22 protein-coding genes are annotated in these 23,864 nt (G+C 72.0%); 16 read left to right on the top strand and 6 right to left on the bottom strand.

Annotated features, from left to right (window positions below):
- Nucleotides 1-587 precede the first annotated feature (587 nt).
- Nucleotides 588-1,721 carry an 8-amino-7-oxononanoate synthase gene (locus ACQ0O7_RS20470; RefSeq protein ID WP_430783734.1) on the bottom strand — a complete coding sequence of 378 codons (1,134 nt, stop codon included), beginning with the start codon at nt 1,719-1,721 and terminating at the stop codon, nt 588-590.
- Between the two features lie 83 nt (nt 1,722-1,804).
- On the opposite strand from ACQ0O7_RS20470, the gene bioB reads away from it, so the two are divergent.
- Nucleotides 1,805-2,800: a biotin synthase BioB gene (gene bioB / locus ACQ0O7_RS20465; protein ID WP_430783733.1), complete on the top strand. Its 996-nt coding sequence runs from the start codon at nt 1,805-1,807 to the stop codon at nt 2,798-2,800.
- 102 nt (nt 2,801-2,902) lie between these two features.
- Here the strand turns inward: bioB and ACQ0O7_RS20460 are convergent, their stop codons facing one another.
- The 3 genes from ACQ0O7_RS20460 to ACQ0O7_RS20450 all read right to left on the bottom strand — a co-directional run bounded on the left by ACQ0O7_RS20460 (nt 2,903) and on the right by ACQ0O7_RS20450 (nt 5,192).
- Nucleotides 2,903-3,025, bottom strand: coding sequence for a hypothetical protein (locus ACQ0O7_RS20460; protein ID WP_430784026.1), 123 nt, complete (start codon nt 3,023-3,025; stop codon nt 2,903-2,905).
- A gap of 322 nt (nt 3,026-3,347) precedes the next feature.
- Nucleotides 3,348-4,391 (bottom strand): GNAT family N-acetyltransferase, encoded by a 1,044-nt coding sequence (locus ACQ0O7_RS20455; protein ID WP_430783732.1) that lies wholly within the window; start codon nt 4,389-4,391, stop codon nt 3,348-3,350.
- Nucleotides 4,392-4,478: 87 nt separating this feature from the next.
- A complete protein-coding gene (locus tag ACQ0O7_RS20450; protein ID WP_430783731.1) occupies nt 4,479-5,192 on the bottom strand; it encodes an amino acid-binding protein in 714 nt (237 codons plus the stop codon).
- A 291-nt stretch (nt 5,193-5,483) separates the two neighbouring features.
- Between ACQ0O7_RS20450 and ACQ0O7_RS20445 the strand changes: the two genes are divergently transcribed.
- Nucleotides 5,484-6,278 (top strand): pyrimidine reductase family protein, encoded by a 795-nt coding sequence (locus ACQ0O7_RS20445; RefSeq protein ID WP_430783730.1) that lies wholly within the window; start codon nt 5,484-5,486, stop codon nt 6,276-6,278.
- Here ACQ0O7_RS20445 and ACQ0O7_RS20440 read toward each other — a convergent pair.
- Together ACQ0O7_RS20440 and ACQ0O7_RS20435 are read right to left on the bottom strand one after the other, a co-directional pair.
- A complete protein-coding gene (locus ACQ0O7_RS20440) occupies nt 6,275-7,219 on the bottom strand; it encodes a CU044_5270 family protein (protein ID WP_430783729.1) in 945 nt (314 codons plus the stop codon). The genes ACQ0O7_RS20445 and ACQ0O7_RS20440 overlap by 4 nt on opposite strands.
- On the bottom strand, nt 7,216-7,818 hold the full coding sequence (locus tag ACQ0O7_RS20435) for an RNA polymerase sigma factor (protein ID WP_430783728.1): 603 nt from the start codon (nt 7,816-7,818) through the stop codon (nt 7,216-7,218). Before ACQ0O7_RS20435 ends, ACQ0O7_RS20440 begins: the two co-directional genes overlap by 4 nt.
- A 180-nt stretch (nt 7,819-7,998) precedes the next feature.
- Here ACQ0O7_RS20435 and ACQ0O7_RS20430 point away from each other — a divergent pair, with 180 nt between their 5' ends.
- From ACQ0O7_RS20430 to ACQ0O7_RS20365, 14 genes are all read left to right on the top strand, one after another.
- On the top strand, nt 7,999-9,744 hold the full coding sequence (locus ACQ0O7_RS20430; protein WP_430783727.1) for an ATP-binding protein: 1,746 nt from the start codon (nt 7,999-8,001) through the stop codon (nt 9,742-9,744).
- A 29-nt stretch (nt 9,745-9,773) separates the two neighbouring features.
- Complete coding sequence (locus ACQ0O7_RS20425) at nt 9,774-10,928, top strand: exonuclease SbcCD subunit D (protein ID WP_430783726.1); 1,155 nt, start codon at nt 9,774-9,776, stop codon at nt 10,926-10,928.
- Nucleotides 10,925-13,411, top strand: coding sequence for an AAA family ATPase (locus ACQ0O7_RS20420; protein WP_430783725.1), 2,487 nt, complete (start codon nt 10,925-10,927; stop codon nt 13,409-13,411). The genes ACQ0O7_RS20425 and ACQ0O7_RS20420 overlap by 4 nt, the downstream gene beginning before the upstream one ends.
- Complete coding sequence (locus tag ACQ0O7_RS20415; protein ID WP_430783724.1) at nt 13,408-14,379, top strand: hypothetical protein; 972 nt, start codon at nt 13,408-13,410, stop codon at nt 14,377-14,379. Before ACQ0O7_RS20420 ends, ACQ0O7_RS20415 begins: the two co-directional genes overlap by 4 nt.
- 654 nt (nt 14,380-15,033) lie before the next feature.
- Entirely contained in the window at nt 15,034-15,723 is a 690-nt protein-coding gene (locus ACQ0O7_RS20410) for a sigma-70 family RNA polymerase sigma factor (protein ID WP_430783723.1), read from the top strand.
- Entirely contained in the window at nt 15,720-16,496 is a 777-nt protein-coding gene (locus ACQ0O7_RS20405) for a hypothetical protein (protein ID WP_430783722.1), read from the top strand. Before ACQ0O7_RS20410 ends, ACQ0O7_RS20405 begins: the two co-directional genes overlap by 4 nt.
- Nucleotides 16,497-16,723: 227 nt before the next feature.
- Entirely contained in the window at nt 16,724-17,413 is a 690-nt protein-coding gene (locus tag ACQ0O7_RS20400) for a hypothetical protein (RefSeq protein WP_430783721.1), read from the top strand.
- Nucleotides 17,414-17,451: 38 nt separating this feature from the next.
- On the top strand, nt 17,452-18,228 hold the full coding sequence (locus ACQ0O7_RS20395) for a DUF4142 domain-containing protein (protein WP_430783720.1): 777 nt from the start codon (nt 17,452-17,454) through the stop codon (nt 18,226-18,228).
- Nucleotides 18,229-18,270: 42 nt separating this feature from the next.
- Nucleotides 18,271-19,629 carry a Pecanex-like protein 1 gene (locus tag ACQ0O7_RS20390; RefSeq protein ID WP_430783719.1) on the top strand — a complete coding sequence of 453 codons (1,359 nt, stop codon included), beginning with the start codon at nt 18,271-18,273 and terminating at the stop codon, nt 19,627-19,629.
- Nucleotides 19,630-19,882: 253 nt separating this feature from the next.
- Nucleotides 19,883-20,779, top strand: a complete 897-nt coding sequence (locus tag ACQ0O7_RS20385; RefSeq protein WP_430784009.1) for a DNA-3-methyladenine glycosylase family protein — start codon at nt 19,883-19,885, stop codon at nt 20,777-20,779.
- 29 nt (nt 20,780-20,808) lie between these two features.
- The gene (locus tag ACQ0O7_RS20380) at nt 20,809-21,705 is read left to right on the top strand and encodes a CBS domain-containing protein (RefSeq protein ID WP_430783718.1); all 897 of its coding nucleotides are present in this window, start codon (nt 20,809-20,811) and stop codon (nt 21,703-21,705) included.
- Between the two features lie 45 nt (nt 21,706-21,750).
- Nucleotides 21,751-22,317 carry a GAF domain-containing protein gene (locus tag ACQ0O7_RS20375; RefSeq protein ID WP_430783717.1) on the top strand — a complete coding sequence of 189 codons (567 nt, stop codon included), beginning with the start codon at nt 21,751-21,753 and terminating at the stop codon, nt 22,315-22,317.
- Between the two features lie 27 nt (nt 22,318-22,344).
- On the top strand, nt 22,345-22,548 hold the full coding sequence (locus tag ACQ0O7_RS20370) for a hypothetical protein (protein ID WP_430783716.1): 204 nt from the start codon (nt 22,345-22,347) through the stop codon (nt 22,546-22,548).
- 35 nt (nt 22,549-22,583) lie between these two features.
- Nucleotides 22,584-23,495 carry a diacylglycerol/lipid kinase family protein gene (locus ACQ0O7_RS20365; protein WP_430783715.1) on the top strand — a complete coding sequence of 304 codons (912 nt, stop codon included), beginning with the start codon at nt 22,584-22,586 and terminating at the stop codon, nt 23,493-23,495.
- The last annotated feature ends 369 nt before the right edge of the window (nt 23,496-23,864 follow it).

Raw genomic sequence — 23,864 nt, 5'->3', positions numbered from 1 at the left:
GGGCGGCGGCTCCATCGTGTGCCCGCCTCCGTGCGCCTGCAGCGGATCGGCTCCGGCCCGGCGCACCGGCGCGGCGGCGACCGGCAGTCCATGACCGCCACCACGACGAACCGGATGCGGCGGCGGGGGAAGCGGCGGCTCGGTGTGATGACCCGATCCCGGCCCCGGCGGGAACGATGTCACCGGCCGGGCGTCGTGCGGTTCGTGTCGTCGCGACGGGGGATCCGACTCGTTCGGCCGGGACGGCGGCACCGGCTCGGCGTGCTGGCGGAGAAGACCACGCCCGGCCCTGGGCGGCATGCCCGCCCCGGGTTCCGCCCGGGGCGCAACGCCGGTTCCGAGATCTGCCCGGGGCGGAAGCCCGCGCCCGCCGGCCGGTCCACGGGCGAGACCGCGATCGGTGGGCGGCGGGGAGGGGAACCCGTGCCCGGAGACCGGCCAGGTCGGGAAGCCGGTGTCCCGGTGGGGAGGGAGACCGCGGGGTGGGCGCCCGGAATCCGGTGCCGAGGGGAGATCAGGATCGGTCCGCGGGGGTGGCGGAACGACGGACAGGTGCCGGCGGGGGGACGCCTGCGGGGGATCGGTGGTCACGGTGCGCACTCCAGGATCACGGACAGGGCTCGGGCGAAGTCCTCCTCGGAGACGCCCGCGTTGACGGTCAGACGCAAGCGCGAACTGCCGTCCGGAGTCGACGGTGGCCGGAAACAGCCGACCGCCACCCCGCTGTCGCGGCAGTCGGCGGCCCAGGCGACGGCGGCCTCCGGGCCGGGCGCCGGCACCGACAGCACACCGGCCGCCGGATCACGGGTGACCAGGCCGGCCTCGCGCAGCCGGGCGGCGATCCGGGCGCCCCGGGCGAACAGCACGGCCCGCCGGTCGTCGGCCGACCGGGCCACGTCGACGGCGGCGAGCACACCGGCCACCACGGCCGGCGGCGGGGCGGTGTCGTAGATGAAGGTGCGGCCGGTGTCGACCAGGTGCCTGACGAACACCGCCGGCCCGGCCACCACACCGCCGGCGCCACCGAGCGACTTGGACAGCGTCGCGGTGACGATCACGTCGGGGGCGCCGGCCAGCCCGGCCGCCGCCACCCCGCCGGCGCCGGACGGTCCGAGCAGGCCCAGCGCGTGCGCGTCGTCGACGATCAGCAGGGCGCCGCGGGCCGACGTGACCGCGTGCAGGTCGGCCAGCGGGGCGAGATCGCCGTCGACCGAGAAGACCGACTCGGTGATCACCACGGCCCGGCCCGGGTGTGCGTCGAGCAGGTCGGCGACCGCGGCCGGATCGTTGTGCGGGCTCACCCGGACCGGCAATCCGGAGATCTTGCAGCCGTCGATCAGTGAGGCGTGGTTGTAGGCGTCCGACACGACCAGGTCACAGACCGCGGCGACGGCCCGGACGACGGCCAGGTTGGCCAGGTAGCCGGACGAGAACACCAGGGCCGACTCGGTGCCGGTCCAGCCGGCCAGCGCGGACTCCAGAGCCGTGTGCGCGTCCGTCGATCCGCGGACCAGGCGGGAACCGGTGGCGCCCAGCCCGTACGTCGCGATCGCCTGCCGTGCCGCCTCGGTCACCCGGGGGTGACCGGACAGGCCGAGATAATCGTTCCCGGCCAGATCGACCACGGTGTCGGCACCGGATCGCGGCCGCAACTGACGGGTGAGCCCCGCCTTGGCCCGCTCACGGGCCAGACGGTCGAGCTCCTCCAACCAGTCCGCCAAGACGCCCCCTGTGATCACGCGAACGGAAACTATCACCCAGCTCCGACAGTCTGGTCAGGCCGGGAACTCTGTAGGGTACGGGCATGCCAGAGATCCTCGACCGGGCCCGTGCCCGGGTGCTCGACGACGGTGCCGGCCTCGGTGAGGCGGACATCCTGGAGGTGCTGCGTCTGCCCGACGAGGACCTGCCGGAGCTGCTCCAACTGGCGCACGACGTCCGGATGAAGTGGTGCGGTCCGGAAGTCGAGGTCGAGGGCATCGTCTCGCTGAAGACCGGTGGTTGTCCCGAGGACTGTCATTTCTGCTCGCAGTCGGGGCTTTTCGCATCCCCCGTCCGGGCGGTGTGGCTCGACATTCCCTCCCTCGTGGAGGCCGCGAAACAGACCGCGGCCACCGGGGCGAGCGAGTTCTGCATCGTCGCCGCCGTCCGTGGACCGGACAAGCGGCTGATGGAGCAGATGCGCGCCGGAGTGAAGGCGATCAAGGAGGCGGTGGACATCCAGGTCGCCGCCAGCCTCGGCATGCTCACCAAGGAGCAGGTCGATGAGCTGGTCGACATGGGCGTCCACCGGTACAACCACAACCTGGAGACCTGCCGGTCGTACTTCCCGAACGTGGTTACCACCCACTCGTTCGAGGAGCGCTGGGAGACGCTGACGATGGTCCGCGAGTCCGGCATGGAGGTCTGCTGCGGCGGCATCCTCGGCATGGGCGAGACGATCGAGCAGCGGGCCGAGTTCGCCGCCCAGCTGGCCGAGCTGGACCCGCACGAGGTTCCACTGAACTTCCTGTCGCCCCGCCCCGGCACACCGTTCGGGGACCTGCCGGTCGTCGAGGGCCGCGACGCCTTGCGCGCCATCGCCGCCTTCCGGCTGGCGATGCCGAGGACCATTCTGCGGTACGCCGGAGGCCGCGAGATCACCCTCGGCGACCTGGGCACCCGCGAGGGTCTGCTCGGCGGCATCAACGCGATGATCGTCGGCAACTATCTGACCACGCTGGGTCGCCCCGCCACCGCCGACCTGGAGCTGCTGAAGGACCTGAAGATGCCGGTCAAGTCCCTGTCGGCGACCTTCTGATGACACCTCGGCGATCCGGCGGGCCACGACCGGCTCGGGGGAAGCGGCCGGTGGCAGGGTGATGTACTGCGACCGGTGCGGCCTGCCGTCCGTGGAGGGCGATCACTCGGCGTGCGCGGCGGCCCGGGAGCTGGAGCCGCCGCGTTTCTGCCCGGACTGCCGCCGCCGGATGAAGGTGCAGGTCTTTCCGGCCGGCTGGGCCGCGACGTGCGTGGAGCACGGCACCCGCCGAGCCTGAACCCTCGTGCCCCGCGGCGCGATTCGCACCGAAAGTCGCCACACGGTTGTGCCGACCGCGGTGTGTGGTCCTTTGCGGTGCGGATCGCGCCGGAGGTGGCCACGCGGTTGTGTCGACGGCGGTGTGTGGTCCTTTGCGGTGCGGATCGCGCCGGAGGTGGCCACGCGGTTGTGTCGACGGCGGTGTGTGGTCCTTTGCGGTGCGGATTGCGCCGGAGGTGGCCACACGCCCACGCCGACTGCTTTGCGGTGCGGGTTGTGCCGGAAGTGGGCACGGCCGGGACCGGCGTGCTTTGTGGGGGTGGTCGGCTCACGCCGAGGGGGCGGGAGTCTCCTCGCCGACCGGGTGGGCCGCCGCTCGCACCGTCACCGTCACCATCGCTCCGTCTCGTTCGATCGGGCCGGCGCCGACCCGCCGCAGCGTGCGCAGCATGCCCGCGTTTCCGGCGCCGGTGTGGGCGACCAGGGCGGCCATCCCGGCTTTCGCGGCGTGCGACCGCAACCTGCGGAGCAGGGCGGTGCCGAGCCCGCGCCGCTGCCAGTCGTCGGTGACCAGGACCCGCAGCTCGCCCAGGTCGCCCTCGGCCAGCAGGCTGGCCATCGCGACCACGGCGCCGCCGGGGGCGACGGCCAGCAGGGTCATCCCGCCGGCCGGCTCCAGCAGGCGGCGCAGCCGGGTGTCGGCGGGCAGCCCGCCGGGGAACCGCTGGCGCAGAGCGGCGGGCGAGCACTCGTCGTGGAACTCGCGGACGGCGGCCAGATCGTCGAGGGCGGCCGGGCGGAGCACCACCTCGCTGCCGTCCGGCAGGAGCATGGCGACCTGGTCGCGGTGCCGGCGCTGGACTGTGGCGGCGACCTCGACCAGGGCCTGGGCGCGGGCGAACTCGGCGGGGGTGAACCCGGGCAGCGCCCGGAGCACCTCCAGGGAGCCGCCGGCCGGGTCGGCCAGGGTCATCCGGCCACCGTGGAACCCGGGCCGGTCGCCGGCCGACTCCGGCCGCCAGCGGACCTCGGTGGCGTCGAGCAGGGCGACCAGCACCTCGCCGAGGGCGTCCGGCTCGTGCACCAGCCGGCCGGCCAGGGCGAGCGCCCGGGTCGGCTGGTCGGCCAGTGCCTGCGGGTCGGCCCGGGTCACGAACGCGTCGTGACCCCGGCCCTTGGCGACCGCGGCCAGCAGATCGGCCTCGGTGAGCGCGTCGGGTGCGTCCACCAGGAAGTCGTCGACCGCGCCCTCCTCGGTGGTGTGCACCTGGACGGCGAGGATGTTGACCGACCGCAGAGCCAGGCTCGCGGTCAGCACCGAGAGGTAACCGGGGCGGTCGTCGACCGTGGCCCGGACACGCCACAACGCCATTCGGGGCACTCCTTTCCTCGTCCTTCCAGAGTGCCCTGCCGTTGTTGCAGACCTATTGCCTGAGCTGGGCTTATGGCGTTACGACGATCACACCTGCGGAACCGCCGCGGGCGTGGTGACGGTGTCCAGCCGGTCGCCGAGGATGACCGCGGCGGCCCGGACCAGCTGGGCGACCCGGTCCACCTCGGTGATGTGGAAGGCGGCGGCGGGCAGGTCGTCCTCGTCGGTCCGGGCCACCACCAGCACCAGGCCGCCCCGGCCGAACGGGGCCACCGCGAACCGGTCGCCGCCGGGCTCGGCCATCGGGCGGGCCCGCAGCGGGGTGACCTCGGGCAGGTGCAGCGGGGACGGGGCACGCCAGCTCGCGTACACCACCCTGGGCTCGCTGCCGACGCCGGCGGCGCTGCTGCGGGTGGCCCAGTCGGCCGGCACCACGGCGGCGGCGGCCCAGTCGGCGGCGAGCAGCCCGGGGACCGCGTCGACCAGGGTGGCCAGGCCGTCCACCGGGTTCGCGGCGACCTGGGCGAGCAGTTCGGCGTCGTGGCCGCCGTTGACCGGTGCTCCTATCGCCTTCCACACCCCGTCGACCTGCACGCCGGGGATGGCGGCGAGCCCGGCGAGGAGGCGCTCGACCCGGGAGGCGCCGGGCCACACCACGGTGAAGTCGTCGACCGCCCGGCCGCCCAGCCGCTCCAGCACCACGACCTGGACGATGTCGGCGCCGGCCACGCCGAGGGTGCGCGCGACCTGCCCGAGCGCACCGGGACGGTCCGGCAGGGTGATTCGAACCCGCAGCAACATGTAACTCCTCCCGTCGCGACGGCCGGTGGCGCCGTCCCATCTTCAACACCCTGCCGACCTGGCGTTTCGGACCCGTTGCACAGCCGTGTCCCGGCCGTCAAGCTGTCGCGATATGCCCGGAATCTCAAGTTCAGGGTATGGGCCGGCATCGTACGGATGGCCCGGAGGTCGGGTGTCGGACACCGGCCTCCTCCCGAGGAGTGGATCAGCTTCCCAGCATTCGGGTTAGGGTCGAGGCATGATCTGTGACCCGTGCCGGGAGCGGCGGCACGACGACTGCCGGGGTGGATCGTGGTGCGACTGCCAGCACCGCAAGCCCGAGCCGACCCCGCCGGTGACCGGCCCACCCGGCCCGTGACCGGACTGCCCGAGCTGCCCACCGGCCTCGACGAGCTGGCCGCCCGCTATCCCCGGCGGGACCGGCCGGTGCTGCGGGTCAACTTCATCGCCAGCGCGGACGGCGCGGTCTCCGTCGACGGCCTCTCCGGCGGCTTGCAGGGCCCCGGCGACAAGGAGGTCTTCGACACCCTGCGGACGGTCTGCGACGCCTTGATCGTGGCGGCCGGCACGATCCGCGCCGAGGGGTACGACGCGCTGCGCCCGACCGCGCCGGCGAGGGCCTGGCGGGTGGCGCACGGGCTGCCCGAGTTCCCGCTCATGGTGATCGTCTCCGGCTCCCTGGATCTGGACCCGGAGCAGCTGGTCTTCGCCGACGCGCCGATCCGGCCGATCGTGCTGACCCATCACGGCGCGCCGGCCGGCGCCCCGGTCCGCGGGGTGGCCGAGGTGGTCGCGCTCGGTGCCGACCGGGTCGATCTGGCCGCCGGGGTCCGGCTGCTGCACCGGCGCGGCGCGACCCAGCTGCTCTGCGAGGGCGGGCCGGGCCTGCTCGGCGCGATGATCGCCGCCGACCTGGTCGACGAGCTGTGCCTCACCGTCGCCCCGCTGCTGGCCGGCGGCACGGCGGGCCGGATCGCCCACGGACCGCCGGCGCCACCCCGGCGGATGTCGCTACGGCACGCGCTGACCCGCGAGGACATGCTCTTCCTGCGGTACGCCCGGAGCGGCCCCGCCGATCCGGCCTAGGGCCGATCCCCGGGCCGGTCCACCACGGCGACCCGGATCCGTGCGCTCTGCCCGTTCACGGTGCCCGCCGGCACATCCCGGTACGCCTCCACCAGCACTTCCCGTTTGCCCAGGTAGTGATAGTCGCCAGCGTCGAAGATCAGGTCGTAGCGGGCTCCGTCCAGCACGTGACCGACGGCGATGCCCGGGCGGCCGGCCAGGTCGGTGCCCCCCTCCTGCACCTGGGCTCCGGGCACCGTGGCCAGCGCCTCGAAGATCGCCGCCTGCACCGCCGGCGGGACGTAGACCTCGGTGAGCAGATCGGTGGCCGCCACGAAGACGCCCCGGTCGGCCGGCTGTCCACCGGTGTAGGCCCGGTCCAGGTGGGCCCGCATCGCCGCGGCGTCGGCCGGCAGGTCCCGCGGATAGGCCGGCCGGACCGGGCAGGCCTCGCCGGGCTCGACTCCCTGACAGACCGAGATCGGTGAGTTGGCCATCTCCGGGTCGGGGTTCGGGATGCCGGGATCCCGCGGGCGCTGCCGGAGCAGGCCGTCCCGGGTGCCGTCGGCCGACTGCCAGATCTCCCGGTGTTTCGGCACCAGCGGTTCGATCGTCTCGGAGCCGTCCGCGTTCGTGATAGTGGAGTGGTATTCGATGTACGACTCCACGTAGACGAACTGGTCCGGCCGGGCCGGCAGCGCCGTCTCCCGCCGGGCCTCGGCGGCGGCGAGCAGCAGTACGCTCCGCGCCGTCGGCGCCGGCTCGGCGGGCCGGCTCACCGTGACCGCCGCGATCGTGGCGGCGGCGGCCAGCGCGCCGACCGGGGCGAGCCGCCACGTCCAGCGCCCGGTGGGCCGGGGCTTCTCTGGGGCGAACATGCCGGCCCGGGCGCGGGCGCGGGCGGCCGGCGACATCGGTTCGGTTCCGGCGCGGAACCGTTCCATCAGGTCCAGATCGTTCACGCTTCGGCTCCGTTCGCGAGGTCGAGGTCGAGGTCGAGGTCCGGGAGGTCGCCCAGGGCGCGGCGGATCTGCTGCCGGGCGCTGTGCAGGCGGGACCGGACGGTGCCGACCGGGATGTCCAGGGCGCGGGCCACCTCGGGGTAGCTGAGTTGCGCCTGGCTGATCAGGGTGAGCACCTCACGTTCCCGGACCGGGAGCCGCGCCAGTACGGCGGCAAGTGCCCGGACGTGGTCGGCGGCGGTCACCCGGGCGGCGACCCGGTCGGCCGGGCATCCGGTCGCGGGGTCGACGCCGGTGCGGGCGAGTGCCCGGTACTGCCGCAGTTCGGTGCGCTGGTGGCCGCGGAGCAGGTTGGCGGCTATCCCGTACAGCCAGGGGAGGGCGTCCGGGTGGGCCCGGTCGTACCGGGTCCGGTTGCGGAAGGCGATCAGGAACGTCTCGGCGGTGAGGTCGTCGGCGAGGGCGCGCCCGGCGCGCCGGGCCAGATAGCGGTGGATCGTGTCGGCGTGCCGGTCGAAGATCGAGCCGAACCGTTCGGGATCGTCCCGGGAACCGAGGATGATCTCGTGGTCCGGGATGAGTGTGGCCGCTGGGATCATGGCGCCCTTTCCTGCGGTGGGGTGTCCCGTCACCCGGTCATTGGCCGATCGGTGCCGATCGGTTCGAATCAGGGCGCGCCTCCGTTATCCGGACAAGATCTTGTGCATAACTCTGTGGATGGACCCCACAAGTTGTGGACAACCGGGCCCGCGGGCATTTTGTCGTACCTCTGAGGCAACATGATCCCCGTGTCTGACGAAACTTCCCCCGTCGGGCGGGTGCTCGGTACCGCGGATGCCACCCCGCTCCAGTTCTGGACGGCTGTCACCCCGGGGAGCTACCTCCAGCTCGACGACGTCGTGGTGACCCGGCGTGATCTGCCGGACCGTGAGCCGGTGACGATCGCCGGGGTGGTCACCCAGGTGCGCGCACGGCACGAGGGCGCCCAGTTCGACTCGGACGTGTTCGCCATCGCCGACGGCACCCTGCCCGCGATGGTGCAGGAGGCGGCCGAGATCACCACGACGCGGGTCGATCCGGAGCTGTATGTGCCGCCGGCCCCCGGCGCGGTGGTGCACCGGGCCTCCGGTGACGCGCGGGACGCGGCGCTGCACTTCGACCGGATGGAGCGGCGGATCCCGATGGGCACCGGGCGCGACGGGGTGCCGGTGTTCCTCAACGCCGACTTCCTGGACGGCACCCGCGGCGCGCACGTGTCGATCTCCGGCATCTCCGGGGTGGCGACCAAGACGAGTTTCGCGACGTTCCTGCTCTACTCGGTGTTCCGGTCCGGCCAGCTCGGCGCGGACGGGCCGAACGCCCGCGCCCTGATCTTCAACGTCAAGGGTGAGGACCTGCTCTTCCTCGACCACCCGAACACGAAGCTGGACGAGGACACCGTCGCCCGTTACAAGGAGCTGGGCCTGCCGGCCACCCCGTTCGCCGACGTCCGGGTCTACGCGCCGCCGCGTGCCGGGGACACCTCGGGCGCGCCGGATGTGGCCGGCCGGCTCACCGGGGTCGACTCGTTCTACTGGACGCTGGCCGAGTTCTGCGAGCTGAAGCTCCTGCCGTACGTGTTCGCCGACGCCGACGACGAGCGACAGCAGTACACCATGGTGGTGCACTCGGTGACCGCCCATCTGAACCGGTTCGCGGTCCCGGCCGAGGGCGGCGTCAGCATCGACGGCAAGCGGATCGGCTCCTATCAGGACCTGGTGGATCACGTCGTGGAGCAGCTCACCGACGACGACACCCGGTCCACCTGGGCCGGCAGCGCGGTCAACATGGGCACCGTCAACGCCTTCGCCCGCCGCCTGATCAACAGCAAGCGCGACCTGTCCCGGCTGATCCGCGGCGACCTCGCGCAGCGCCGCCCGCACCAGATCAAGACCGCGGACAGCGCCCAGGTCACCGTGGTCGACCTGCACAACCTGCCGGACCGCGCGCAGCGGTTCGTGGTGGGTGTGACGCTGAAGACCGAGTTCGAGGAGAAGGAGAAGGCGGGCACCGGCCGCCCGCTGCTCTTCGTGGTCCTCGACGAGCTGAACAAGTACGCCCCGCGCGAGGGCTCCTCCCCGATCAAGGAGGTGCTGCTGGACATCGCCGAGCGGGGCCGTTCGCTCGGGGTGATCCTGATCGGCGCGCAGCAGACGGCCAGCGAGGTGGAGCGGCGGATCGTCACCAACTCGGCGATCCGGGTGGTCGGCCGGCTGGACCCGGCCGAGGCGTCCCGCCCGGAGTACGGTTTCCTGCCCCCCGCCATGCGCCAGCGGGCGCTGCTGGCCCGCCCGGGCACGATGTTCGTCAATCAGCCGGACATCCCGGTGCCGCTCTGTGTCGAGTTCCCGTTCCCGGCCTGGGCCACCCGCAAGTCGGAGTCCGGCCCGCCGCCGGCCGGGACACACCGGTCGATAGTGCAGGGCGCCGACCCGTTCGCGGTGGTCGGCGGACACGGCGCCACGGACGACGACATCCCGTTCTGACCGGCCGGACTGGAGACTAAGGTTCAGCGATGCGCATCCTGCACACCTCCGACTGGCATGTCGGCAAGGTTCTCAAGGGCCGCAACCGCAACGAGGAGCACATCAAGGTCCTCGCCCAGGTTGTCGAGATCGCCCGCGCCGAGCGTCCGGACCTGGTGATCGTCGCCGGCGATCTGTACGACACGGCGGCCCCGACGGCCGAGGCGACCCGGCTGGTGACCCGGGCCCTGTCCGCGCTGCGCAAGACCGGTGCCCGGGTGGTGGCGATCGGCGGCAACCACGACAACGGCGCCGCGCTGGACGCGCTGCGCCCGTGGGCCGACGCGGCCGGCATCGAGCTTCGTGGGTCGTACCCCAAGGGTGATCTGAATGATCTTCTGATCGAGGGTGTGACCGAGGGTGGCGAGCGGTGGCGGCTGGTGGCTCTGCCGTTCCTCTCCCAGCGTTATGCGATCCGGGCCGCCGAGATGTACGAGCTGACCGCCGCCGAGGCCAACCAGACCTACGCCGACCTGGTCGCCCGCCTGATCGCCAAGCTGAGCGAGCGGTTCGCCGAGCCGGGGGCGGTCAACCTGCTCACCGCGCATCTGACGATCGTCGGCGCGAGCACCGGCGGGGGAGAGCGGGAGGCGCACACCATCATGGGGTACGCGGTGCCCGCCACCGTCTTCCCGCCGAACGCGCACTACGTGGCGCTGGGCCACCTGCACCGTACCCAATCGGTGATCTCGCCCTGCCCCACCCGCTATTCGGGCAGTCCGCTCGCCATCGACTTCGGCGAGGAGGAGAACGTCAGCTCGGTCTCGATCGTGGACGTGGCGGTGGACAGGGCGGCGCACGTCCGGGAGATCCCGGTGACGACGGCGCTGACGCTGCGGACCGTGCGCGGCACCCTGGAGCAGCTCGCCACGGTGAACCTTCCGGACGCCTGGCTGCGTGTCCTGGTGCGGGAGGTGCCGCGGCCGGGCCTCCGGGAGGACGTGCAGGAGCTTCTGCCCAACGCCCTGGAGGTGCGCATCGATCCCGACATGCTGCCGAGCCGGAGCAGCACCCGCGGCGCCGAGCGGGCCGGCCGGTCCCCGCGCCAGCTCTTCGGTGACTATCTGGACAGTCGCGGCAATGCCGAGGAGGGCGTCCGTGAACTCTTCGACGAGCTGTACGACGAGGTGAGCAGCGACAAATGAGGCCACTGAGGCTCGACATGGCCGGGTTCACGGTCTTCCGCGACCAGACCACCGTGGACTTCACCGACGCCGACTACTTCGCCCTGGTCGGCCCGACCGGTTCGGGCAAGTCCACGGTGCTCGACGCGATCTGTTTCGCCCTCTACGGAACCGTCCCGCGCTGGGGTGGGGCCCGCGGGATCGGCAACGCGCTCGCCCCGTCCGCCGCCGAGGCCCGGGTGCGCCTGGTGTTCGAGTCGGCCGGTGACCGGTTCGTGGCGACCCGGGTGGTGCGCCGGGACGGCCGGGGCAACGTGAAGACGGCCGGTGCCGGGTTGCAGCTGATGCCGCCCGGTTTCGACGTCACCAAGCTCGACACCGGCATGGACCTGGAGGACCTGGGTGAGGCGCTGGCCGGCACCCCGGCCGAGATGGACGCCGCGGTGCTCGACGCGGTCGGCCTGCCCTATGAGCAGTTCACCAGTTGTGTGGTGCTGCCGCAGGGCCAGTTCGCCGACTTCCTGCACGCCAAACCGGCCACCCGCCAGCAGATCCTGGTCAACCTGCTGGGCCTGCACGTCTACGAGGACGTGCAGACCCGGGCCGCCGAGCGGAGCAAGACCGCCGACGCCCAGCTGAGCGTGGTCGAGCAGCAGATCGGCGCGCTGGAGGACGCCACCGACGAGGCGGTCGCCGGCGCCGGGGCGCACCTGGCCCGGATGCGCGAACTCACCGTGGCGGTGGAGGCCGCGGTGCCGGGGCTGCGTGCCGCCCGCGCCGCCGAGGAGAGCGCGGCCGGGACACGGGACGCGATCGACGCCGAGCTGGCGGCGCTGGGCGCGGTGCGTACCCCGGCGGGGTTGTCCGAGTCGGCCGGGGCGGTCGCCGCGGCGCGGGAGGCCGCCGACCGGGCCGCGGTGGGCGTGCACGCCGCGGAGGAGGCCGAGGAGAAGGTGCGCGGGGAGCTGGCCGCGGCCGGTGACCCCGGCCGGCTGCGGGTGGCGCTGGACCGGCACACCGAGCTGGCCCGGCTGATCGAGCAGGAGGAGTGGTTCGCCGGGAAGGTGTCGGTGGCCGAGGTCGAGTTCCGGGACACCCAGGCCGCCGCCGAGCTCGCGCACGCCCACCACACCGGCGCGCAGCAGCTGCTGGAGCAGGCCCGGCAGGACTACCGGGACGCCCAGCAGCGGGACCGGGCGACCGCCCTGCGCGGCCATCTGGCCGCCGGTGACGCCTGCCCGGTCTGCGAGCAGACCGTCGCGGTGGTGCCCGAGGTGCCGCGGGAGTCCGCGGTCCGGCTGGCCGAGCAGGCCGGCAACGTGGCCCGTGAGGAGGCCGAGACGGCCCAGGCCCGGTGGCGGGAGCGGGACGCGATCGCCCGGGACGCGGCGTTCGACCTGGAACGCAAACGCGGGCAGTACGAGCATCACCTCTCCCGGCTCGCCGAGGTCCGCAAGACGATCGAGGGCCTGCCCGGCGCGGACGTGCTGCAGCGGCGCCTGACCGAGATGGGTGAGCTGCAGCGCCGGCTGGAGGACGCCGGGACGGCGGTGCGCGCCGCCCGGGAGGGCCAGCGCCGGGCGCAGACGGTGGTCCGGGACGCGGAGGAGCGGCAGCGCACCGCGTGGCGGCAGTTCGACAAGGTCCGGGACGGGCTGGCCCGCTTCGCTCCGCCGCCGGCCGACCGGGACGACCTGGCCGGCGCCTGGCGATCCCTGGTCGAATGGGCGGCGGGGGAACACTCCGACCGCCGGTCGCGGCGGGACGAGGCCGAGGCCGCCGTGCTGGCCGCCCACGAGTCGACGGTGCGAGCCGTGGACGCGATCGTGCTGCTGTTCACCGAGGCCGGTGTCCCGGTCGCGGAGAAGGACGAGTCGTCGCTGGTGCGGTCCGCCGCGATCATCGCCGAGCGGGCCGAGGCGGCCTGGCAGCGGCTGGTCGAGCGGCGTGAGCAGGCACGGGCCGCGCTGGAGCAGCGGGCCGCGCTGCTGCGGGCGGGGCGGGTGGCGAAGTCGCTGGCCGGGCACCTGCGGGCCAACAACTTCGAGCGCTGGCTGCTGGAGGAGGCGCTCGATCTGCTGGTGGACGGCGCCTCCCGGATCCTGCGGGAGCTGACCGGCGGGCAGTACGAACTGATGCACGAGAAGGGCGAGTTCTTCGTCATCGACCACCACGACGCCGGGCTGCGGCGCGGGGTGCGGACGCTGTCCGGCGGTGAGACGTTCCAGGCCTCGCTGGCCCTGGCGCTGGCCCTGTCCGAGCAGCTGGCCGGGATGAGCACCACCGCGGCCAGCCTGGAGTCGATCGTCCTGGACGAGGGCTTCGGCACCCTGGACGCGGCGACCCTGGACGTGGTCGCGGCCACTCTGGAGAATCTGGCGGCCCGCGGCGACCGGATGGTCGGCCTGGTCACCCACGTGCACGCGCTGGCCGAGCGGGTGCCGGTCCGGTTCGAGGTGCACAAGGACGCCCGTACCGCCCACGTCGAGAGGGTCGGCCTGTGACCAGGATGTTCGTCGACGCCTGGGACCCGTCCTACGGCTCGTCCTTCGAGGGCGGTGAGGGCGGCGACGGTCCCGCTTCGTCCAGCAGCGCCCAGGTCGACGTCGAGGTGGAGGTGCCGGCCACTGAGTGGGCGCCGATCGACGTGTCCCGGACGGCCGTCGCCCCGGATGTGGTGTTCCTGGTCGACGGGGTGCGGCGTAACGACGCCGGGCTGTGGACCGCCGAGGAGGACGGCACCACCTATCCGGGGCTGGCCGCGTCGTACGCGGCCGGCGTGGTCCGGTGTGATCTGGCCCGGGGCGCCGCCGAGCTGGTCGGCGCCCGGGTGGCCCGGGGCCTGTTCACGGCCAGCCCGTCGGCGACCGATGTGCAGGCCGGGTCGGTGCGCTACGAGGTGCACCGGATCAGCGGCACCGGGGAGGCCAGCAAGCTCCCGGCCGCGGTCCAGGGCCCGCTGACCGCCCTGGAGATCGAGATCTCGGCGGCCGCCCGGGACGGCGGATCCGACGGCGCCGACCTGTTGATCGTGGACGGGCCGCTGCGTAACCGGCGCCAGCTGCCACGCACCATCGGTTATGTGAAGACCCAGCAGAAGCACTACCTGCCGGCCGCGCAGGAGGCGGTGGTGCCCCGGTTGCGGCCGGGCCAGCGGACCCCGGTCTTCCATCTGGGGACGGTGTGGGGCGGCTGGTCGTGGTATCTGAGGTTGCCCGGGTCGTCGGGCGCGCCGTGGTCGGGCATCGTGCGGGTGGAGTGTTCTCCGGAGCTGTCCGCGGAGCAGGCGGTGGAGCTGGCCGACGTCTCGGTGGCGACGCTGCCGCGGTTCGCCTCGTCGGCCTACAAGGATCCCCGGGCGCCGCAGAACCTGGTGCCGATCGCGGGTCTGGAGCGCCGGTTGCGCGGCATGCTGGGTGACGCCCGGGTGCTGCACCGGGCCCTCTCCATGGCCACCAGCCGCGGTCGCTGACGGTCACCGGGCGCCGTCCGGGGTGTGCTCGTGCACACACCGGCGTCCACCAGGTGGGCGCGGGGCGTCCCACCGATGATCGTTTTGTCTCGCTTTCTGGGATGTTCATCCGCATCCCGGAACCCGGGTGCCGGAGGGGCCGGATGATCGTGCCAACCTCGCCCGGAGTGGTGCCGGGGCCCGCCGATCATCGCGCGTAATCGGGCATCGAGTGTCACCCGAGCAGGGAATTCGGAAATGGGAGCGCTCCCCACCAGGTGTCGCCCGAAAGGGTCCGAGTGGTATTCCGGCATCCCCCGATCGGTTCGGCCGGACGGTCATTCACCGCACATTACGCACTGATGACGACGGAGCGGAATCGCTTGTTCACGCTGCGAGATCGCGCTCTCTCGAAAGCCGAGAATTATTCTCACCGGAGTTGTCCAGGGTCGAATGTCACTGAGTATCATTCCGCCTTACCTGGTGTCCCAATCGGCGTTGATCAATACGCACAGTGATCGGCGCCGGGTGCGCCCTCTCGATCACGAACGATCACGAACGCAGCGGAGGACCGTTGAGACCGAGTGTCCCGGAAATTTTTGCCCCGGCATTGATCCCGGCGGGGCACCCCGGCCGTATCTCAGGCGACGGGGAAAGGTCCGGGCGGAGGTATCGATGCATGCGGTGGCCGAGGATCGGCTCGCGCCGGAGAGGGTGCTAGTGATGGCACGGCAACATTCCGGTGGTAGGTGGCAGGCTCTCGACGGTGGTGGCAGTGGCAACCAGCGGGACGAGGGCACGACTATCCCGAGGCAGGGTCCGCGGCACCAGTCGGCTCCGAACAGCACGCCGAGTCACGAGGACACCCTCGTGCGGATGCTGTACGAAGAGCACGCCGGCCCCCTGCTGATGTTCGTTCTGCGGCTGACCGGCGGAGACCGGCAGCGCGCCGAGGACATCGTGCAGGAGACGCTGCTGAGGGCGTGGCGCAACGCGCACCGCCTCGGCGCGCAGGGTCAGCAGTCGCTGAGGCCGTGGCTGGTGACGGTGGCCCGTCGCATCGCCATCGACGAGCATCGCAGTGCCAACGCCCGCCCCGCCGAGACGTACGATCGGGAGCTGGAGAGCTTCCCGACGACGTCCGACGAGACCGACAAGGTTCTGCAGTCGATGACCGTGTCGGACGCGCTCCGGCAGCTCAGCCATTCGCATCGGGAGATCCTCATCGAGACCTACTTCCGCGGCCGCACCGTCCCGGAAGCGGCCGAGGCGCTCAACCTGCCACTCGGCACCGCCAAGTCGCGGGTCTACTACGCGCTGCGTGCCCTGCGCACCGCGCTTCAGCAGCGGGGGGTGACGGAATGACGCAGGATCAGCACTACGACGTCGCCTCCTACGCCCTCGGCATCCTCGACGACCGTGACGCGGCCCGTTTCGAGGACCACCTGATCGAGTGCGCGCAGTGCGCGTACGAGCTGGAGTCGTTCGTCGAGGTGGCGGACGTTCTCTCGACGGTCGACGGTGAGGCCTTCGTGGCCGCCGAGCAGGCTGAGCGGGACGCCACCGTGCTGCACAAGATGCTGGGCGAGGTGGGTGCCGAGCGCCAGCGCGCCAACAGCCGCCGGCTCTACGCCCTGGCCGCCTCGGTGGTGGTCTTCGCGATGCTGTCGATCGGCGCGCTGTTCGCCGGCGGGCAGTGGCTGGGTGGCGGAGACTCCGGCACCGCCCCGGAGAGCACCGCGGGCCGGCAGAACCAGCTCGACCCGCTGCCGAACGGCGACATCGGCCTCGGTGGCACCAAGCTGCCGGGTGACAACTACAACGGGACCGACTCGCGGACCAACGTCAGCCTGATCGTCGGTCTGCAGAAGAAGGACTACGGCACGCAGATCTCCTACGCCGTCGGTGGTATCGAGGGCTCGAAGACCTGCACGCTGTGGGTGGTGCGTACCAACGGGGTCAAGGAGAAGGTCTCCGGCTGGACCGTCCCCGAGGGCAAGGGCTGGGGCACCGCCGCCAACCCGGCTCCGCTGATGCTCCAGACGGCCACCGAGATCCCGCGGGAAGAGATCGCCCACGTCCAGGTGGAGGAGACCAGCGCCTCCGGTTCCTCGAAGACCCTGGTTCGCGTTCCGTAATCGTACGGCCACGGAAATGGCCCGGCCGCTTCGGCGGCCGGGCCATTTCGCATGCCGGGGATCTTCCTTTTACGTACGCCGGTGCCGGAAGGTTCAACCGAAAAAACATTGATTTGATCGACCCGAATGTTCAACCGACTTCGCACCCTCCCCGTACTACTGCCCGGAATGGCCAGTAGCCATGAAACACCGGGAGGGGCAACGTGGTACCGGAGAAGCGCAAGTTGATGGTCGTAGGCGCAGCGCTGGCGGCGGTGTTCACGTTGTCCGCATGCGCCCCGGCCGGATACCAGGCGGCCGACTACGGCAACGCCGCCGAGCCCGCGTCCAACGATGTCGTGGCCACGCCGGGGGCGACCGCCGGAGCCGAGCCCGAGGTGGACTCCACCGCCGAGGCGGCCGCGCCGGGTGACTCCGCCGACGACGAGGCGAACGTTCCCGAGATCAGCGAGGAGCTGACCACCACCGCGCTCACCTCCAAGAAGGTGAAGCTGATGGGCACCACGGTCCAGGACCAGGACGGCTTCGTGCTGTACCGGTTCGACAAGGACCAGGACGACCCGTCGAAGTCGAACTGCAACGGCGACTGCGCCAAGATCTGGCCGGCCGCGCTCACCAACGACGGTGAGCCCACGCTCAAGGGCGTCGACAAGTCCCTCGTCGGCACGGTCACCCGGGCCGACGGCACCAAGCAGCTCACCCTCAAGGGCTGGCCGCTCTACCGCTACATCGGCGACAAGAAGCCCGGCCAGTGGAAGGGCCAGAACGTCAGCGGCACCTGGTTCGTGATCCAGCCGAACGGCACCAAGAACCTCACCTGCCTCCCCGCGATCTCGAAGCCGGTCGCGCCGCCGAAGGACGACACCTCGGGCGACGCGGGTAGCGATGCCGAGTCGGGCAGCGACTACAGCTACTGATGATCTGGCATAGGCACTGGAAGGTTGGAGGAGAAGAGATGAAGGCCCGCCGCATCCCCCGATGGCTGGTCGGCACCCTGGCCCTGTCCCTGGCGTTCATTCTGGCGCCGGCCGGGGCGGCTCACGCCGCTGACGAACCCGTGCCCGTGCCGCCGAACACCGGACTGACCAACAAGGGCACCGGTGTGGTCAGCGCCGCGGACCGCGACTTCATCATCAAGGTCCGCCTGGCGGGGCTCTGGGAGATCCCGGCCGGCAACATGGCCCAGGAGAAGTCCGAGGACCCGAACGTCATCAAGATCGGCAAGGCGATCGCCGAGCAGCACGTCGCGCTCGACAACCTGGACCGCGCGGTGGCCAAGCAGCTGGGTATCAGCCTGCCGAACCAGCCGAACGGCGCCCAGCAGGCCTGGCTGAACGAGATGAAGACGGCTGCCACCCCGCAGCAGTTCGACCAGATCTTCATCGACCGGCTGCGTGCCGCGCACGGCAACATCTTCCCGGCGATCGGCACCATCCGCGCCACCACGCGCAACGACTCGGTCCGCAAGCTCGCGCAGCAGACCAACCAGTTCGTGATGACGCACATGACGCTGCTGGAGAGCAGCGGGATCGTCGACTACGCCGCGCTCCCCACGGCGGCGCCGCCGGCCAACCCGGGCCAGGGTCCCGTCCCGATCGACAACCAGATGCTGGTTGCCGCCACCGAGGGCGAGAACATGCCCGGCCTCAGCAACACCGTAATCCTGTTGGTCCTCGCTGCCGCGCTGGTGGTCGGGGTCGTCACGACCATGCGCATCTTCCGCGCGCGGTAGGTCTCAACACATCGCCAACGGCGACAAAGAAAGGTGTCACCCATGCGAAGGTCAAAGTACCGGCGCCCCAGTTCGTCCCCGGCTTGGTTCAGCGGCCGGCGGCGGGTCGTCGTCATCGGTGCCGCCGCGCTGGCGGCGTTCGGTGGCGTGGTGACGGTCACTCAGATCTCGAGTGCGAGCACCGAACGCACCCAGCAGCGTGCCCTGGCCGCCTGCGACGACCTGGAGGCCCCGAACCGGGCGCAGCTGTCGACGCAGACCCGGAAAGGCACGTACACCACGAACAACGGCCGGGTCACGCAGCACGCGGACGACGGCGCCGGCGACGTGGCCACCACCGCCCAGGTGCGGGCCCGCTGCCGGGACTGGGTGGTGAAGAACGTCTCGGACGAGACCGAGGCCACCACGCAGGCGCGCCGTGGCGGCGGCCGTGGCAACGGCGGTAACAACGGCGGCGGCAACAACAACGGTGGCGGCCAGAACAACGGCGGCAACCAGGGCGGCAACGGTGGCGAGGCCAGCGCCGAGCCGACCGACGCCGCGAGCGAGCCCGCCGAGGACGGCCAGAACGGCGGCGGCGAGAACAACGGCGAGAACAACGGCGGCGGCGAGAACAACGGCGGCGGCGAGAACAACGGCGGCGGCGAGAACAACGGCGGCGGCGAGAACAACGGCGGCGGCGAGAACAACGGCGGCGAGCAGGGTGGCGACCAGGGCAACAACGGTGGCGACCAGGGCGGCGACCAGGGCAACAACGGTGGCGACAACGGCAACAACGGTGGCGACCAGGGTGACAACGGCGGCGACCAGGGCGGCGAGGAGCCGGCTCCGGCCCCGACCACCCCGCCGCCCGGTGCCGGCCTCGGTGTCCTGACCAACTCCTGCGAGACCTCGAACCTGGAGGCGCACGACGGCTTCCAGCGTGGCGAGCGGTGCGTCTCCACCGAGTTCGGTGAGGTCGCGGCGGCGGCGAACAACTCGACGCTGCTGATCACCAACGCGCCCCGCAACGTCAACCGGAACCAGCCGTTCACCATCCAGGTCAGCACCCGCAACCTGATCCGGGACCGCTTCCTCGCGGCCGGTCAGGGTGGTTACTACGTGGAGAGCTCGGTCCTGCAGAACGGCCTGGTCCGCGGTCACTTCCACACCGCGTGCCGGATCCTGCAGAACGGCAACCAGGCCCCCGCTCCGGAGCCGGTCCCCGAGTTCTTCGTGGCGACCGAGGACAGCCGTGGTGGCGCTCAGCCGGACACCGTCGCCATCCAGGTGCCGGGTCTGCCCAACTCGGGCAACTACCAGTGCTCCTCGTGGGCGGGTGACGGTTCGCACCGTGTCCCGATGATGGAGCGCGCCAACCAGACGCCGGCCTTCGACTCGGTGCGAGTCCGCGTCCGGTAACAGCAGTCAGCGGAACCGCTCGCCGTCGAAGCCGGAACCGACCCGGACCGGGTCTTCCCCTGTGACCCGGTCCGGACCCCCCTTCGCTACGGCGTCGTCCAACCCCCTGCCGGACGAGCAGACGGTGGACGGTTCCGAGGTGACCGGACCTTTCTCGGGTGTCCGGTCACCACACCGCCCGATGGCCCTGACCCTGGAGCAAGGTCAGGGCCATCGGCATGTCCGCGTTCAGTGGCATAGTGACCCGGTGACCGTGACCCGCAGGCTGACGCCACCCGAGCGGTACGCCTTCGGCGCCTCGGTGCGGCCGCTCCTGGTCCCGAAACACGACCCGTGTGGCAGGTTCGGCGAGGACGGGTTCCGGCTCGCCATGCGTACCCCCCAGGGTCCCGCCTCGCTGCACCTGGCCCGGGTCGGCGGTGAGCTGGAGGCGACCGCCCACGGTCCCGGGGCGGAGTGGGCCGCCGACCGGGCGGACGCGATCGCCGGGCTGCGCGACGACGTCAGCGACTTCCCGGCGCTGGCCGCGCGTCATCCGCTGGTCGGGCGCCTGGCCAGGACATTCTCCGGGGTACGCCTCCCGGCCACCGCCCAGGTCTTCCCGCGGTTGCTGAGGGCGATCCTGGAGCAGAAGGTGACCGGCACGGAGGCGCACCGGTCGTACCGCGCGGTCTGCCGCCGTTTCGGGGAGCCCGCCCCCGGCCCGGCCGGTCTGGTGCTGCCACCGGACCCGGAGGCGGTGGCGGCCACCGCCTACTGGGAGTTCCATCCGTTCGGGGTCGAGCAGCGCCGCACCGAGGCGCTGTTGCGGGCGGCGCGGGTGGCCGCCCGGCTGGAGCGTTGTGTGGACGCGGCCGAGGCGACGGCCCGGATGACGGCGCTGCCGGGGATCGGGCCGTGGACGGCGGCGGAGACGGTCCGGTTCGTCTTCGGGGACGCGGACGCGGTGAGCGTGGGTGACTTCCACATCCCGAACACGGTGGCGTTCGCGCTGGCCGGTGAGGCCCGGGGCACCGATGAGCGGATGCTGGAGCTGCTGGAGCCGTTTCGGGGGCATCGGGGCCGGGTCTGTGATCTGCTCGCGCTGGGCGGTGTCACGGCGCCGAAGTTCGGTCCGCGGATGCCGCTGCGGTCGTTCTCCCGGTTCTGATCCGATCCGCTGGGTAAATTGTTCGGAATGTGTGGTTCGTCCCGAAGGGCATCTCGGTGGACGGCATTCCGATCCTCCTGTTGGTGATGGTCGCCGTGGTGGCCACCGGCGTCGAGCCGATGCTGATCCCACTGCGCTGGGCCCTGCTGCGCGCCGGTGTCACCCGGCGCGGCCGGCCCGGTGAGGCCACCGCGGAGCAGATCCGGGCCCTGGCCGCCGGCCAGCGGGACTTCTCGGCCGGGCAGCGCACCATCATCTCCGGCGCGTTCACCATCGCCGACCGGAACCTGCGCGAGATCCTGGTGCCCCGCCGGGACGTGCTGACCCTGGCCAGTGGCCGGCCGGCGGCCGGTGCGCTGCGCGCGCTGATCGACGGCGGGCACTCCCGGGCCCCGGTGGTCGGCCCGGCCGGGCTGGACGACGTGGTCGGCGTGGTGCATCTGCGCGACCTGGTCGGGGTGGCCGGCCCGGTCGACGGGGTGGCCCGGCCGCCCCTGCTGCTGCCGGCCACCCTGCGGGTCTCGGACGCCCTGGAGCGGTTGCGCGCCGAACGCCAGCCGCTGGCCCTGGTGGTCGACGAGCTGGGCGCGGTGGACGGCATCGTCACCATGGAGGACCTGGTCGAGGAGATCGTCGGGGAGATCTACGACGAGACCGACACCGACGCCGCGCCGACCGTACGGGAACCGGACGGCTCGCTGCTCATGCCGGGCTCGTTCCCGATCCACGACCTGCCCGGTGTCGGCCTGCACGGGCATCCGGGGGAGGAGGGCGACTACACCACGGTGGCCGGCATGGTGCTGGCCAAACTCGGGCACATCCCGACCGGGCCGGGCGAGGTGGTGACGTTGCGCGAGTTCACCGCCGAGGTGACCGAGGTGACCGGGCGGGCGATCACCGGACTGCGGGTGCGGGCCCGCGACTGACGCGGTGTGCGACGCCCCGGCACCGGCGGGAATAGTGTCTCGTCCATGACAGAGTCGTCTGGCGCCTACGAATACCTGGACAACGTTGACCCCCGGGAGCGGGCCCGGCTTGAGGCGGTGCGCCGCTACCGGCTGGTCGATCAGCCGGTGGAGGAGGCGTACGACCGGATCGCCTTCATCGCCGGAGCCCTCTTCGGCACCCCGATCGCCACCGTCTCCCTGGTCGAGCGGGACCGGGTGTGGCTGGCCGCCTGCCAGGGCCTGACCGGGGTCCGGCAGCTCGGCAAGGAGCCCGGGCTGTGCGCCTCGGTGATCGCCCAGGACGACGTCTACGTGATCAACAACGCCGCGGTGGACCCCCGCACCCTGGAGCATCCGCTGGTCCGCGGTGACCTGGGCCTGCGGTTCTACGCCGCCGCCCCGATCCGCACCCACGACGGCTACCGGCTGGGCACCGTCAACGTGATCGACAGCGTGCCCCGGGAGGCGAACGACCGTCAGCTCAAGGCCCTGGCCAACCTCGCCGAGATCGTCGCCGACGAACTGGAGCTGCGGCTGATGGTGATCCGCAGCGCGGCCGCCGAGCAACGGATGCGCGAGACGGTGAACTGATCACCCGAAGTGGGTAATCCTTCGGGCATGATCTGGAACCTGCTCCGCCGCATCGTCCTGACCGCCGTCCTCGTCCCGCTCGGTGTCGCCGGAGCCCGCAAGCTCAGCGACACCGTCGAGCGCCGCCGGGGGCCGAACAATCGTGCTTCCCGCCTGCTCAGGCAGGGTGCCGACACCGCGCAGACCCTGTTCGGCCGGAAGCCGAAGCGTCGCCGCTTCGGATTCCGCTGATTGGTTTTCCGTTCGGTCGGGTAACGGCGGCGGACATGCGAACCCCCCGCACCATCGCCGTCGTCGCCCACCAGCGGAAGACCCTCGGTGGCGGACTCGACGAACTGCGCCGCCTCCTCACCGGTCGCGGCATCGAGAAACTCCTCTGGTACGAGGTGCCGAAGAGCCGCAAGGCCCCGAAGAAGGTGCGCAAGGCCGTCCAGGCCGGAGTGGACCTGCTGGTGGTCTGGGGCGGTGACGGCATGGTCCAGCGCACCCTGGACGTGCTGGCCCAGGACAAGAAGGGCCGGAAGACGCCGGTCGCGATCATGCCGGCCGGCACCGGCAACCTGCTGGCCGGCAACCTGGGCATCCCCACCGACCTGGAGAAGGCGGTGGAGATCGCCTTCACCGGCGAGCGCCGCAGCCTCGACCTGGGGCGCCTGGACGGCGAGCACTTCGCCGTGATGGCCGGGGTGGGCTTCGACGGCGCCATGATCAAGGATGCCGACGGCGCCCTCAAGGACCGGCTCGGCAAGCTCTCCTACGTCTGGACCGGTCTGCGCCACGTCAACGGCGACACCCCGCGTGCCAAGATCCGGATCGACGGCACGGACTGGTTCGACGACGAGGCCAGCTGCGTCCTGATCGGCAACGTCGGCACCATCCACGCCGGGATCGAGGCCTTCGACGACGCCTCACCGACCGACGGCTGGCTCGACGTCGGCGTCGCCACCGCGCACAACGCGCTCCAGTGGGCCCGCACCCTGGGCACGATGGCGGTCACCCGGTCGGACAACTCGCCGTTCGTCCGCACCACCAGGGCCCGCCGGATCGACGTCACGCTGGAGTCGAAGATGGAATACGAACTGGACGGCGGCGACCGCGCCAAGACCCGCAAGTTCACCGCGGAGGTCGTCCCCGAGGCGGTCCGGGTCTGCGTGCCCAAACCCCGGGAACCCCGCTGACGGTACGCCTACCCCTCCCACGACCGCAGCGGCCCGCCCCGTGGCCACCCCGCGAGGCGGGCGCCGGGCCCGGACCGTGCCGCGACCGCCGGGCGTGAGCGCGGGGAGACGGCATGCCACCGGGGTGGCACGGACCGCGCAGCGGCGCGGCACCCCAGCCCGCGTGGTCACTCGCGGTGCGGATCGCGCCAGAGGTCGCCACGGTGTGGTGGTCGCCGGCCCGCGTGGTCACTCGCGGTGCGGATCGCGCCGGAGGTTGCCACGGTGCGGTTTTCGCGGGCCCGCGTGGTCACTCGCGGTGCGGATCGCGCCGGAGGTTGCCACGGTGCGGTGGTTGCCGGCCCGTGTGGTCACTTGTGGTGCGGATCG

This window comes from Actinoplanes sp. G11-F43, assembly GCF_050589265.1.
Taxonomy (GTDB): Bacteria; Actinomycetota; Actinomycetes; order Mycobacteriales; family Micromonosporaceae; genus Actinoplanes.
The sequence above is the reverse complement of the archived record's forward strand: the minus strand, read 5'-3'. Positions and strand labels throughout refer to the sequence as shown.

Coding starts and splice junctions, on each gene's coding strand:
- ACQ0O7_RS20390 (WP_430783719.1), top strand. CDS start 18,271: ATGCGAAGGTCAAAGTACCGGCGCCCCAGTTCGTCCCCGGCTTGGTTC.
- ACQ0O7_RS20435 (WP_430783728.1), bottom strand. CDS start 7,818: ATGATCCCAGCGGCCACACTCATCCCGGACCACGAGATCATCCTCGGT.
- bioB (WP_430783733.1), top strand. CDS start 1,805: ATGCCAGAGATCCTCGACCGGGCCCGTGCCCGGGTGCTCGACGACGGT.
- ACQ0O7_RS20405 (WP_430783722.1), top strand. CDS start 15,720: ATGACGCAGGATCAGCACTACGACGTCGCCTCCTACGCCCTCGGCATC.
- ACQ0O7_RS20395 (WP_430783720.1), top strand. CDS start 17,452: ATGAAGGCCCGCCGCATCCCCCGATGGCTGGTCGGCACCCTGGCCCTG.
- ACQ0O7_RS20410 (WP_430783723.1), top strand. CDS start 15,034: ATGCATGCGGTGGCCGAGGATCGGCTCGCGCCGGAGAGGGTGCTAGTG.
- ACQ0O7_RS20365 (WP_430783715.1), top strand. CDS start 22,584: ATGCGAACCCCCCGCACCATCGCCGTCGTCGCCCACCAGCGGAAGACC.
- ACQ0O7_RS20455 (WP_430783732.1), bottom strand. CDS start 4,391: ATGGCGTTGTGGCGTGTCCGGGCCACGGTCGACGACCGCCCCGGTTAC.
- ACQ0O7_RS20375 (WP_430783717.1), top strand. CDS start 21,751: ATGACAGAGTCGTCTGGCGCCTACGAATACCTGGACAACGTTGACCCC.
- ACQ0O7_RS20420 (WP_430783725.1), top strand. CDS start 10,925: ATGAGGCCACTGAGGCTCGACATGGCCGGGTTCACGGTCTTCCGCGAC.
- ACQ0O7_RS20430 (WP_430783727.1), top strand. CDS start 7,999: ATGATCCCCGTGTCTGACGAAACTTCCCCCGTCGGGCGGGTGCTCGGT.
- ACQ0O7_RS20400 (WP_430783721.1), top strand. CDS start 16,724: ATGGTCGTAGGCGCAGCGCTGGCGGCGGTGTTCACGTTGTCCGCATGC.
- ACQ0O7_RS20450 (WP_430783731.1), bottom strand. CDS start 5,192: ATGTTGCTGCGGGTTCGAATCACCCTGCCGGACCGTCCCGGTGCGCTC.
- ACQ0O7_RS20370 (WP_430783716.1), top strand. CDS start 22,345: ATGATCTGGAACCTGCTCCGCCGCATCGTCCTGACCGCCGTCCTCGTC.
- ACQ0O7_RS20425 (WP_430783726.1), top strand. CDS start 9,774: ATGCGCATCCTGCACACCTCCGACTGGCATGTCGGCAAGGTTCTCAAG.